The following is a 12,074-nucleotide window of genomic DNA, read 5'->3' as shown; positions in this document are numbered from 1 at the left end:
GCATGGATCTCGGGCTGACGGGCAAGCGGTTCGCTGTCACCGGCGGCACCCGCGGCATCGGCCGGGCCGTGGTGGAGGGGCTGCTCGCCGAGGGCGCCCGCGTCGCCTATTGCGCACGGACCCCCGAGGCGGTGGCCGACACGCAAAAGGATCTGGGCGAGGCCGCTCTGGGAACCGTGGTGCACGTGGGCGACACTGCGGCGTTGACCGCGTGGGTGGACGCGACGGCCGAGGCGTTCGGCGGGCTCGACGGGGTCGTCGCGAATGTCAGCGCGCTGGCGATTCCGGAGTCCGCGGAGAACTGGCGGACGACGTTCGAGGTGGATCTCATGGGCACGATCGGACTGGTCGAGGCCGCGCTGCCTCATCTGCTCGCAAGCGAATCCGGTTCCATCGTCACGATTTCCAGCGTCTCGGGCCGCGAGGTGGATTTCGCGGCGGGACCCTACGGGACGATGAAGGCGGCGATCATCCATTACACGCAGGGCCTCGCGTACAAGCTGGCCGCCCAGGGCGTGCGCGCCAACACCGTGAGCCCCGGCAACACCTACTTCCCCGGCGGGGTGTGGTCGACGATCGAGGCCGAGAATCCCACGTTGTTCGCCGACGCGCTCGCGTTGAACCCGACCGGCCGGATGGCCACACCGCAGGAAGTCGCCAACGCGGTGGTGTTCCTGAGCAGTTCGGCCGCCAGCTTCATCACCGGCACCAATCTCGTGGTCGACGGAGCGCTGACGCGCGGCGTGCAGTTCTGATCGCGAATCAGCCGAGCCCGCGCAGCAGTACCGCCAGGCCGAACTCGAACGCGTCGTCGGCGCGCTGCGGCTTGGGTGCCCCCGTGTCCAGGGCGGCGGCCAGCTCCGGCCCGACTTCGGCGCGGTGCCGCCACGGCTGGTGCGGGGCGGCGACATCGAGCGCCGAGCCGAGCACGTAGGAATCCACCAGCGTGATCGTCCGCAGCGTGTCGGCCGGACTGAACCCGGCCCGGGTGAGCGTGACCGCAAGTGCGTTGTACATCGTGATGGCGTGCGGGCTGTTGACCGCGTATTCGGTGAGCAGCGGGATCAGCTGCGGGTAGCGGGCGAAGCTGCGGCGGTAGGAGCGGGCGATGTCGGCGACGACGTCGCGCCACGGTCGCTGGGGGTCGTCGACGGGCAGTTCCACGTCGGACATCGCGCGCTCACGAAGCAGTTCGACGACGTCGTCGCGCCCGCTGACGTGGTTGTACAGCGAGGACGGCCGCACCCGCAGTGCGCGCGCCACCCCCGCGATGGTGAAGCCGCCGGTGCTGATCACCAGCTCCAGAGCGGCTTCGGCGATCCGCTCGGACGACAGCAGAGGTGTACGCGGTCGGCCCACATTCGCGCTCCCCTCTTGCACGGTCGGGTGAGTCAGTTCACAATAAACGAACTTCATTCGTTTTAGGAGCTCGATGTTCATTCTGGTGCTCGCGTGAGCGCGACACTGTTCACCGGCGGCACCGTGTGGACGGGCGGTCATGCCCCTCAGGAGACCGACGCCGTCCTCGTCGTCGACGGCGTCGTCGCCGCCCTGGGCGACGACGCGAAAGCCCAAGCAGGACAGGCGGAGACGGTCGATCTGGACGGTGGCTTCCTGATGCCGTCGTTCGGCGACGGGCACGCCCATCCGCTCTACGGCGGTCTCGAGGCGGTCGGGCCGGCCGTGCGGCCGTGCACCTCGGTCGACGAGATCGTGCTGGCCGTCAAGCGGTATGCCGAGGACCACCCGGACGAGGACTGGATCGTCGGCGCCTCCTATGACGGCAGCCTCGCCCCCGGCGGTCTGTTCGACGCGCGCTGGCTCGATGCGGCCGTGCCGGATCGGCCGGTGGTGTTGCGCGCGTGGGATTACCACACGGTGTGGTGCAACAGCGTGGCATTGCAGCGGGCGGGCATCACCGCCGACACACCCGACCCGGTGCTCGGCGAGATCCCGCACCGCGAGGACGGATCGGTGCTCGGCACGCTCCGCGAGTGGGGCGCCACCGATCTCGTGATGAACGTGATGCCGCCGCGCGACGAGGACGTCCGCATCGGGGCCCTGGGCACCGCCGCGGACTACTACCTGGCCCGCGGCGTGACGTGGGTGCAGGACGCCTGGGTCGAGCCGGCCGACGTCGCCACCTACGTCGAGGCGGCCCGTCGCGGGGCCCTGCGGATGCGGTTCAACCTCGCGCTCTACGGCGATCCACGCCACTTCGACGGCCAGGTCACCCATTTCGCCGAGCAGCAGCGCATGGTGGCCGAGGCGGCCAACCCCTTGCTCACCGCGAACACCGTGAAGTTCTTCGCCGACGGGGTCGTGGAGAACGAGACCGGCGCGCTGCTGGCGCCCTACTGCACGGGCATGCACGCCCACGAGAACCGGGGAATGCGGAACTGGGAGGGCGACTCGCTGGCCGAGGCGGCCCGCCGCGTCGACGAGCTCGGACTGCAGATCCACATCCATGCGATCGGCGACGCGGCGGTGCGCCAGGCCCTCGACGCCATCGAACACGTTGTGGCGCACAACGGTCCCCGCGATCGCCGGCCCGTGATCGCGCACTGCCAGCTCGTCGACGAGGTCGATCTGGCCCGGTTCGCCGCCCTCGGGGTGATCCCGAACATGCAGCCGCTGTGGGCACAACTCGACGCACTGATGACCGTGCTCACCGTGCCCCGGCTGGGCACCGAACGCGCGAACCGCCAATACCCGATCCGCACGCTGGACACCTCCGGCGCTCCGCTGGGCTTCGGCTCGGACTGGCCGGTGTCCTCCGGCGCCCCGCTGGACGGCATCGCCGTCGCCACCTCGCGACGCACCGCCACGGGTGAGCCCGAGGGTGGCTGGACTCCGCACGAGATCCTGCCGGTCGACCGTGCCCTGTCGGCGTATACCGCCGGCGTTGCGAATCAAGCGTTCGCCGATAACGATTGGGGCGTTATCGCCCCGGCGGCCAGTGCCGACCTGGTATGGCTGGACCGCGACCCACGAACCGTGCCGCCACTGGATCTTCCGGATGTCGGCATCCGCGCCACCTATCTGCGTGGCACACCGGCCTACCGGGCCCAGAACGGAAGGGGCTGACATGAGCACAGATTCGGGCGCTTTTCTCGCCGACCCGCACGAGGGTCACCTGAAACGAGCACTGGGGTTGCCCTCACTGGTGCTGTTCGGCCTCGTGTACATGGTGCCACTGACGGTGTTCACCACCTACGGGATCGTCACCGAGACCTCGGGCGGTCGGGTCCCCATGTCCTACGTGGTCACCACCATCACGATGGTGTTCACCGCGCTGTCGTACGCGCGGATGGCCGCCGCGATCCCGGTGGCCGGCTCTGCCTACACCTACACACAGCGGACGTTCGGCGCCCCTGTCGGCTTCCTCGCCGGCTGGTCGCTACTGCTGGACTACCTGTTCCTGCCGATGCTGAACTACCTGGTGATCGGGCTCTATCTGAACGCCGCCCTGCCGGCACTGCCCGCCTGGGTGATCGTGCTCGTGTCGATCGCGATCGTCACCGTGCTCAACATCGTCGGCATCGTGTCGGTGGCGCGGGCCAACTTCCTGATCATCGCGATCCAGGCGATCTTCATCGTGGTGTTCGCGGCGCTGGCACTGTCGAAGATCTCCGGCTTCGGCACCGTCGATCTGCTGGCGCCCTTCACCGGTGACGGCAGCGCCGGCGGTATGAGCCCGGTCCTGGCCGGTGCGGCGATCCTGTGTCTGTCATTCCTGGGCTTCGACGCCGTGTCGACGCTGTCGGAGGAGGCGCGCGACGCCAAACGCACCGTGCCGCAGGCGATCATGATCGCGACGATCGTCTCGGGCATCATCTTCATCGTGCTGTCGTACGTCTCGCAGCTGGTGTTCCCGTCCAACCAGTTCGCCGACGTGGACACCGGCTCGACGGACGTGATGCTCGCCGCCGGCGGGTCGTTCGCCAACACGTTCTTCACGGCCGCTTACGTGGCCGGCGCGCTCGGTTCCGCGCTGACCTCGCAGGCGTCGGTCGCGCGCATCCTGTTCGCGATGGGCCGCGACGGCATCCTGCCGCGCAAGGTGTTCGGGCACGTGTCGGTCAAATTCAGCACGCCCGTCTACGCGATCCTCACGGTCAGCGTGATCTCGCTGCTGGCGATCGTGATCGATCTCGCGATCCTGGCGTCGGTGGTCAGCTTCGGTGCGCTGGTGGCGTTCTCGGTGGTCAACCTGTCGGTGATCAAGCACTACTTCGTCGATCAGCGGCAGCGCAACGTGGTGCTCAACGTGGTGCTGCCGGCCATCGGCTTCCTGCTGACGGCGTGGCTGTGGACCAGCCTGTCCGGTGAGGCGCTGACGATCGGACTGATCTGGCTGGCCATCGGTGTCGTCTGGCTGGCCGTGGTCACCCGCGGCTTCCGGCGGCCCACCCCGGTGCTCGATCTCGAGGAGACGGGGTCACTCACCGAGAGCGACCGGGCGCGCTGACTCGCCGCTGTACTGCGACCACGAGCCCGGGAACAGTGCGGCGTCCACCCCGACCGATGCCAGGGCGGCGACGACGACGGACGCGGTGACCCCGGAACCGCAATACACCGCAGGGCGCTCGTCGACGGACCCGATCCGCGCGGTCAGATCATCGCGTAGCGTCCCGTCCTCGGCGAGCAGGCTGGTGCTGGGGACGTTGCGGGCGCCGGGGATGTGTCCGGCCACCGGGTCGACGGGTTCGGTGTCTCCGCGGAACCGTTCGGGTGCGCGGGCGTCGATCAGGACCGGCGCCGCGGCCGCCTCGTCGGCCGTCACCGTCGGCAGCGCGCCGTCGTACAGGTCGTCGTGGGCCACCGTGATGTCACCGGGTTCGACGGCCTCGGTGCCCGAACGCAGTTCGCCATGCCAGGCGGCGAGCCCGCCGTCGAGGATGCGGACGTCCGGGATGCCGGCCGCGGTCAGCACCCACCACGCGCGTGCCGAACCGGCCCGGTTCCAGTCGTCGTAGACCACCACCGGGACACCGGTGCGGACGCCCCACCGCCGGGCGGCCGCCTGGACCGCGGCACCCGATGGCAGCGGGTGCCTGCCGCGACCGGTGACGCTGTGATCGGACAGCTCGTCGTCGAGGGACACGTACACCGCGCCCGGCAGGTGGGCGCGGTCGTAGGCTGCGCTGCCGTCGGGTTCGGGCAGCGACCACCGGACGTCGAGCAGCGTGACGGGTTCACCGCGCTCCAGCATCGCCGCCAGCTCGTCGGCGGTGATGAAGACCCGGCTCATCGCTGCGCCGCCAAGGCCAGCACTTCGTCGGCCGACGGCGGGCTCGACGGGTGGTAGGACAGGCACCACGGTTCGACGACCCGGTGGAAGGACTCCCCCTCGGTGGCGACGTAGAAGTTGCCCGCCCGCAACCGGCTGATGTCGTCGACGAGTCCGCCTTTGGCCCTGGCCATCTCGCGGGCCGTGTCGATCTGCGCGGGCGCGTTGAGCAGTCCGTAGAACTGGGTGGCCGCGTTGCCGGGGATGTTCAGGTTCAACCCCTTGGGCGCCTGCGTGGCGAACACCAAGCCCAGACCGTACTTGCGGGCCTGCGACGACAGCGCCAGCGTGCTGCGGGTGCAGGCGGTGAAACCCCGTGCGGGAGCGAAGTTCTGCGCCTCGTCCATCACGAGCAGCCCGCCGAGTGGCCGGTCGCCCGCCGGGTTGCGTTTGATCCAGGCGAACAGCGCCATCTGCAGTTGGTTGACGAAGCTCTGCCGCTGCTCGTCGGACGGTAGCCCGATCATGCTGATCACCGACACCCGTGCGCGGTAACCGTCGGAGGGAGTCAGCAGAACACCCGGATCCACGGGGGTACCCGCCCCGCCGAACAGCGGGTCGTTGACCATCGCGGCGCGCAGGTTCTGCGAGAGGTCGCCGGCGATCTCGTGCGCGCCGGCCATGTTGCTGACGTCGTCGGGCAGGTCGGCCAGCAGCCGGACGAATCCGGCCAGCGTCGGCTCGGGCGTTCTGCCGTAGTGCTGCAACGCTTCTCGCAACACCGCCCGGGCGCGGGTGGCCTTCTGCGTCTTGCCGGTGATCAGCGCCTGCGGTTCCAGCGCCGAGCACGCCGCTTCGACGGCTTCGTAGAACTCGTCGTGGTCGTCGACGACGCTGGCGAAGTCGGGCAGCGGCTGGAAGCTCAGCGGGCGGCCGCTGGTGCGCCGCGGCGTCCAGATCGTCACCTCGGTGGAGCGCAGATAGTCCTCGGCGCGCGCGTCGTCGGCGCGGTGCCACCCGTCGGGCTTCTGCGGCCACGCGGTCCCGAGCCGCGAGAGATCGTTGTTTGGGTCCAGCACGATCGCGGACACTCCGCGCAGCGCGCATTCCTCGACCAGCCGGCGGATCAGGACCGTTTTGCCCGATCCCGACCCCGCGAAGATCGCGACGTGTTTGCGCAGCGCTGACATCGGGATCGACACCGGTTCGTCGCTGTGCAGGTCGCGGCCCAGCGGCACCTCGTCGTCGGGCACGTCGACGGCGGGAACATCGTCGGCCGGCTCATCCGATGAGTCACTGCCCGAATCGATCTCGAGTTCGTCCTCGACCACACCGTCGCCGAGGGTCTCCGCCAGCAGAGCCATCCGGTGGGCGGGCCGGCGTGTCCGCAGCCACTGCGCCAGGCCGGGGTCGTCCTCGGCGAACAGATCACGCAGCGCGGCCATCGTCCGCACGTCGCCCTCCGCCAGCGGCACCGTCGCACCGCCCCACGCGTGGAATGCCGCGATCTCCTCGGCCGTCTTCTTCCCGGTCGGCCAGGGTGTGTTGCGGATCAGGAACAGTCGGCGCCGGCCGGCGCCGGGGCCGAAACCCGCGGCAGTGATGGCCTTTCGGACCCGGCTCAGCGCAGCGCTGGCGTTGTCGGCCGCCACGGCGCGGAACGCCCAGTGCCGTTCGTCCTCGGTGGCGCTGTCCAGCGTCTCGCGCAGCCGCGCGTGCAGCGTGACGTGTGTGCCGGGCGGCGGGTCGCAGGCGAAGGTCTGCTCACCGTCGCGCTCGGCGATCCACGCGGTCAGTGCTGCGCCGAGCAGCTCGGGCATCGTGACGTCCTCGCCGTCGGAGGCGGTCGCCGCCGAAGGCACCGCGCGCCTGCGGTAGTCGGCGAACCGTCGATCGAGGAGCGCAGTTTCCTGCCCGGTATCGTTGTCCGACAACGAGTCCCACACCACGCCCTCGCCTGTCAGGTGGTGTAGTTCGACGGCGTCGCCGTGCTTGAGGCATTCACGAACGTGGGTGTCGGCGCGGATCAGCAGCTGCCGCGGCGTGTAGGACGGCGCCTCGTCGAACGCCTCGGGCGCGATCGGCCAGCTGGGGTACGGCGGGGTGAAGCCCACCGCGCGGTAGCTGGCGGTGAAGCGGCGCTCCAGGATGGCGCGGCCGATGTCGGCGGTGGGCAGCGGCCGGAGCACCCCGGTGACCCGGAACCGGTCGGCCACACTGGCTGTCGCGGTGTCCCGGATGTGTTCCCACACCGCGGGCAGGCACGCCACCACCGGCACGGTGCGCCGCATGGTCTGCCGCACGGCCATCAACCCGTGGGCGACCTGCTCGAGCACCCGATCGTCTCGGCGGTCGTCGGAGGCGGATTCGTCTGTGGCGGCCAGCGATTGCGCGATCAGCGTGTCGATCTGATCGACGGCCAGCACCGCCGGGCCGGCCAGCGCGACCAGCCGGGCGATGTCGCGCACGCACTCCTGCGCCGAGGCGGGCGCGGTCCGCAGTCCCCACGGGCCACGTTCCTCGGCGGTGAACTCTTCGCTGCCCTGCAGGAACCCTTCGCCGATGTCGTGGGCGATGAAGTCGTTGGACGCCACCAGCACCAGCGCGCGCAGTGCCTGATGACATTGCCGCACCGTCTCTTTCGCCGACGGCTGCTTCGCGAGCGCCATCACGAAGCGGTACAGCGTCTCGGCGTCGAGGTCGTCGTCGCCGACCAGTGCCCGCCGGTCCGCACGCGAAACGTGGGCCAGCGACGCCAGCTCCCACAGCACATCCTTGAGCTGGGTCTCCAGCCGGTGGCCTGGCCTGCCGAGGCTCTCCAGGACACCGCTGCGCACCGACTCCCAGAAACTGGCCGCGTCGAGCAGCTCGACGACGAAGAAGAATCCGCCGTCGGCCTGCACGCGCTCCCGGATCTGGCCGAGCAGGTGGGTCTTGCCCGAGCCGGCGGGCCCTTGGATCACGACGCCCAGGGGCGAGGAATCCGGATCGGCCCGGGCGTCACCGAAGGCCGCTATCACGTCGTCGACCGCGGCGTCGTTAAGCCCGCTGACGTGGGTGGCGGCCTGCGGACGCCACAGGTCGTCACTGGTGGGCGCCCAGGTCAGGCGCAGCGCGCTCAGCGCCTCCCGCTGCGATGCGTCCATCAGCCCTCGATCGCGATCAGATGCTTGGGCCGGTCGCCGATCAGCACGGCGGCGGCGCGGTCCTCGTCGGTCAGCTGTTTCTGGTTCTCCTCGGGGATCACGCTCACCCCCGGCGTGCGGTGCAGCGCGGCCAGCGCGGCGTCGACGGCATCGCGCGGGGCGTCGAGCTCGGCGCGCAGCCGGCGCAGCGGCACCCAGCCGCCCGGTCGCGGGGCCAACTCGGTGTAGACCGCGCGGATGCGGTCCTCGACGCTGGGCGCATCCTTAGACGCCGCCGTCTCGCCGAACACATCGGCCAGGCTCAGCTGCGCGGTCTCCAGGTATCGCCCCAGCCCCGCGAGGATGGTCTGCAACGCCTTCGCCGGTCCGGTGGCTCGTGCTGGTGGCGGCGCGTCGAGCAGTTCGCGGCACATTCGCCAGCCGCGGTCGGTCAGCTCGTGGATGTAGCGGTTGCCTGCCCGCTCGGACTCGATCAGTCCCAGCCGGTTCAGCTTCTCGCGCCCCGCCTTGTCCAGCGTGGGGCCCAGAGCCGCCAGTTCGGAGTTCGGCACGGGCCGGGCCCGGGCCATCAGGACCAGCAGCACCGCGCGTTCGGTTCCCGTCAGCTCCCCCGCCGTCGCAGTCACCCTGCCAACTTAACGGGCTACGGCAGGATGGCGTTCGGCATGGTTGACACCGAGGGCACTCCGGACACGTCGCGACGCCGCCATGTCCTGCGGCTCGCGCTGTTCGTCGCTGTCCTGGGCGCGTTGTTCTACCTGACCGCGATCCGGCAGGTCATCGACGTGGCCACGGTGCGCTCGGTGGTGGAATCGGCCGGCCCGCTGGCGCCGCTGGTGTACGTGGCGGTGTCCTCGGTTCTGGGCGCGGTGCTGGTGCCGGGCCCGCTGTTGGCCGGCGGCAGCGGGTTCCTGTTCGGCCCGGTGCTGGGCACGTTCGTCACGTTGGGTGCCACCGTGGGCTCGGCGGTGTTGACGTCCGTGGCGGGGCGGCGCGCCGGGCGGAACAGCGCCCACGCCCTGCTGGGGCCGGAGCGTTCGGCACGGGTGGACGCGCTGATACGGCGCGGCGGGCTGTGGGCGGTGGTCGGGCAGCGGTTCGTGCCGGGCATCAACGATGCGCTGGCGTCCTACACGTTCGGCGCGTTCGGTGTGCCCGTGTGGCAGATGGCGGCCGGCGCGCTGATCGGCTCGGCGCCGAAGGCGTTCGCGTACACGGCGCTGGGCTCGACCCTCGGCTCGTTTTCGGCGCCTCTGCTCATCGCCGCGATCGCTGTGTGGTGTGTGACCGCGGGCGCCGGGGCATATGCCGCGCACCGCGGCTGGCGGGCCTGGCGGTCCAAGCCGTGATCGTCCTGACCGACGAGTTCCGCCACGCGCTCGACCGGCTCGCCGGCGGCGGGCACGTGTTCCTCACCGGCAAGGCCGGTACCGGCAAGTCGACGCTGATCCGCCGCTTCCTGGCCGACACCGATCGCAGCGTCGTGGTGGTGGCGCCGACGGGCATCGCGGCGCTGAACGTCGACGGTTACACCATTCACCGGTTGTTCGGGTTCCGGGCCACGACGACGCTGGCCGACGTGCGCGGCGGCGACTACCGGCCCGGCCGCTTCACCAAGACGCTGGCGTCGCTGCAGACGCTGATCATCGACGAGGCGTCGATGGTGCGCGCCGACGTCTTCGACATGATCGCCGCGGCGCTGTCGCGGTTCGGTCCCGCGCCAGGCACCCCGTTCGGCGGCGTGCAGATCGTGCTCGTCGGCGATCTGTACCAGCTGCCGCCGGTGGTCAGCGAGCACGAGACCGGCTTCTTCGAAACCACCTACGAGACGCCCTACTTCTTCTCGGCACGCTCGTTCCGCCGGCAGGACTTCCCGACCGTCTCGCTGACCACGGTGTTCCGTCAGCTCGGTGATGATCGAATGACCGCCATCCTCAACGAGATTCGCGAGGGTGTTCTCCTCGGCCACGCTCAGGAGCAGCTCAACGCGCGCGCCGACAAGGACTTCGTGCCGCCCGATGACGAGTTCTGGCTGACCCTGGCCCCCACCAACCGTCTGGTGACGGCTCGCAACCGGCAACAGCTCGAGAGGCTCTCCGGGGACGAATTCGTCCATGAGGCGCGCACATCCGGCGATCTGAGCCTGTTCGACCCCCCGGTCGAGGAGACGCTGCGGTTCAAGGTCGGCGCCCAGATCATGATGCTCAACAACGACCAGTCCGATCGCTGGGTCAACGGCAGCATCGGCCGCGTGGTCGGAGTCGGCTACGACCGCTACGGCGCCGTCGTCGAGGTCGAGTTCCCGGACGGCTCCTGCGCCGACGTGGCACCGTTCAGCTGGGAGGCCACCAGGCCGGTGCTCGACGGCGGGTCGCTGAGCCGTGAGGTGATCGGCTCCTACACGCAGCTGCCGTTCAAGCTGGCGTGGGCGATCACGATCCACAAGAGCCAAGGGCAGACGCTCGACCGCGTGGTCGTCGACCTGACGGGCGGCATGTTTTCCACCGGGCAGTTGTACGTGGCGCTGAGCCGATGCACCTCACTGGCCGGACTGGTCCTGAAAAGGCCTGTGCTGCCGAAGGATTTGAAGACCGATCGGCGGATCGCCCGGTTCCTGCGCGGTGGCGGCGACGGCACGGCAGCGCGCCGGTTCTGTGCGTTCGGGATGCTGACGGTCGGGGACGAGGGCCGGATGTCGCGGCCGCGGCCGGTGGAGCTGGCGGTGGCGTTCGACGACGGTACCGCGGTGACCACGCTGATCAACCCGCAGCGCGATCTGGCCGACGCGCGGGCCGCCTACGGCATCACGGTGGCGGACGTGCTGCTGGCTCCGACGCTGCGGCAGGCGTGGGCGGTGATCGCGCCGATGCTCGCCGGATTCACCCCGGTCGGCCCCGGGATCGACGAGCAACTCGGGTTGATCGACTTCGAGCTCAAGCGCCTCGGCTTCGTCACCGCGATGCCGTTGGGTGTCGAACTCCGGGGGACGCGCGTCACGGGACGCACCGCGCTGCAGCGGGCGCAAGCGGCGATCCAGGCCCACCGGGACACGGCGAACACGGACGGGACGACGGCGTTCGACGAGCCCGATGCGGTCGAGTCGGCCGGGCTGCTGGTCAGTCGGGATGCGTCGGTGCCGACGCCGGCTGCCGAGCATCTGCCGGGGTTGTCGGCACTGCTGCGGATCAGCCGCGACGTCGGGGCGGTGCTGCTGGGTGCGCAGCCGGCGTCGGGTGCCGAATCGACAAGGGACGCCACGTGGGAACCAGCGGCCCGCCAGACGATCGCCGACCAGCTGCGCCGCGCCATCACCGGGATGCGCGTGCCCGACGACGTGCGGGCCCGGCTGCGGTCCGCCTCCGAGTTGCTGGGCGTCGACCTGACCTCGGACATCGCCACCGAGGCCGACGAACCCGCCATCGGCGCCGTGCTCGCCGCGGGAACACGCATCTGTTTCACCGGCACCGCGCAGGATCCGACGGGGCGCATCGTCGAGCGCCCGCAGATGGAGGCGCTGGCCGCCGACGCCGGTCTGGTCCCGGTGAAGACGGTGTCGAAGACGCGGTGCGACGTGCTCGTGACGGCGGAGGTGGGCACGCAGTCGGGCAAGGCGCGCAAGGCGGCCGAGTACGGCAAGCCGGTGTTCTGCGCCGAGGAGTTCTTCGCCTGGCTCGCCACCCGCTGACCGGGGGCAC

The 12,074-nt window shown here is 70.3% G+C and carries 9 protein-coding genes; 5 read left to right on the top strand and 4 right to left on the bottom strand.

Annotation, left to right across the window (positions count from 1 at the left end; all coding sequences use genetic code 11):
- Positions 1-2: 2 nt before the first annotated feature.
- Positions 3-755 carry an SDR family NAD(P)-dependent oxidoreductase gene (locus ACXYX3_RS04545; RefSeq protein ID WP_458610336.1) on the top strand — a complete coding sequence of 251 codons (753 nt, stop codon included), beginning with the start codon at positions 3-5 and terminating at the stop codon, positions 753-755.
- Between the two features lie 7 nt (positions 756-762).
- On the opposite strand, the gene ACXYX3_RS04540 is transcribed toward ACXYX3_RS04545, so the two are convergent.
- On the bottom strand, positions 763-1,359 hold the full coding sequence (locus ACXYX3_RS04540) for a TetR/AcrR family transcriptional regulator (RefSeq protein ID WP_458610335.1): 597 nt from the start codon (positions 1,357-1,359) through the stop codon (positions 763-765).
- 93 nt (positions 1,360-1,452) lie between these two features.
- Between ACXYX3_RS04540 and ACXYX3_RS04535 the strand changes: the two genes are divergently transcribed.
- Together ACXYX3_RS04535 and ACXYX3_RS04530 are read left to right on the top strand one after the other, a co-directional pair.
- The gene (locus ACXYX3_RS04535; RefSeq protein WP_458610334.1) at positions 1,453-3,087 is read left to right on the top strand and encodes an amidohydrolase; all 1,635 of its coding nucleotides are present in this window, start codon (positions 1,453-1,455) and stop codon (positions 3,085-3,087) included.
- Between the two features lies 1 nt (position 3,088).
- On the top strand, positions 3,089-4,471 hold the full coding sequence (locus ACXYX3_RS04530) for an APC family permease (RefSeq protein WP_458610333.1): 1,383 nt from the start codon (positions 3,089-3,091) through the stop codon (positions 4,469-4,471).
- On the opposite strand, the gene ACXYX3_RS04525 is transcribed toward ACXYX3_RS04530, so the two are convergent.
- From ACXYX3_RS04525 to ACXYX3_RS04515, 3 genes are read right to left on the bottom strand one after another with little or no spacing between them, the layout of a single operon-like run.
- Positions 4,442-5,254 carry a sulfurtransferase gene (locus ACXYX3_RS04525; RefSeq protein ID WP_458610332.1) on the bottom strand — a complete coding sequence of 271 codons (813 nt, stop codon included), beginning with the start codon at positions 5,252-5,254 and terminating at the stop codon, positions 4,442-4,444. The two genes, ACXYX3_RS04530 and ACXYX3_RS04525, sit on opposite strands and share 30 nt — an antisense overlap.
- Complete coding sequence (locus ACXYX3_RS04520) at positions 5,251-8,379, bottom strand: helicase HerA domain-containing protein (protein WP_458610331.1); 3,129 nt, start codon at positions 8,377-8,379, stop codon at positions 5,251-5,253. Before ACXYX3_RS04520 ends, ACXYX3_RS04525 begins: the two co-directional genes overlap by 4 nt.
- A complete protein-coding gene (locus ACXYX3_RS04515) occupies positions 8,379-9,005 on the bottom strand; it encodes a hypothetical protein (RefSeq protein ID WP_458610330.1) in 627 nt (208 codons plus the stop codon). The genes ACXYX3_RS04520 and ACXYX3_RS04515 overlap by 1 nt, the downstream gene beginning before the upstream one ends.
- Positions 9,006-9,044: 39 nt before the next feature.
- On the opposite strand from ACXYX3_RS04515, the gene ACXYX3_RS04510 reads away from it, so the two are divergent.
- Both ACXYX3_RS04510 and ACXYX3_RS04505 read left to right on the top strand, forming a co-directional pair.
- Positions 9,045-9,728: a TVP38/TMEM64 family protein gene (locus ACXYX3_RS04510; RefSeq protein ID WP_458610329.1), complete on the top strand. Its 684-nt coding sequence runs from the start codon at positions 9,045-9,047 to the stop codon at positions 9,726-9,728.
- The gene (locus tag ACXYX3_RS04505; protein WP_458611973.1) at positions 9,728-12,064 is read left to right on the top strand and encodes an AAA family ATPase; all 2,337 of its coding nucleotides are present in this window, start codon (positions 9,728-9,730) and stop codon (positions 12,062-12,064) included. The genes ACXYX3_RS04510 and ACXYX3_RS04505 overlap by 1 nt, the downstream gene beginning before the upstream one ends.
- Positions 12,065-12,074: the final 10 nt, after the last annotated feature.

The sequence above is a fragment of the Mycobacterium sp. Panama NTM2 genome, from assembly GCF_054355555.1.
The sequence above is the reverse complement of the archived record's forward strand: the minus strand, read 5'-3'. Positions and strand labels throughout refer to the sequence as shown.

Excerpts from the sequence above, each read along its gene's own strand:
- ACXYX3_RS04525 (WP_458610332.1), bottom strand. The coding sequence starts at position 5,254 with ATGAGCCGGGTCTTCATCACCGCCGACGAGCTGGCGGCGATGCTGGAG.
- ACXYX3_RS04520 (WP_458610331.1), bottom strand. The coding sequence starts at position 8,379 with ATGGACGCATCGCAGCGGGAGGCGCTGAGCGCGCTGCGCCTGACCTGG.
- ACXYX3_RS04510 (WP_458610329.1), top strand. The coding sequence starts at position 9,045 with ATGGTTGACACCGAGGGCACTCCGGACACGTCGCGACGCCGCCATGTC.
- ACXYX3_RS04545 (WP_458610336.1), top strand. The coding sequence starts at position 3 with ATGGATCTCGGGCTGACGGGCAAGCGGTTCGCTGTCACCGGCGGCACC.
- ACXYX3_RS04530 (WP_458610333.1), top strand. The coding sequence starts at position 3,089 with ATGAGCACAGATTCGGGCGCTTTTCTCGCCGACCCGCACGAGGGTCAC.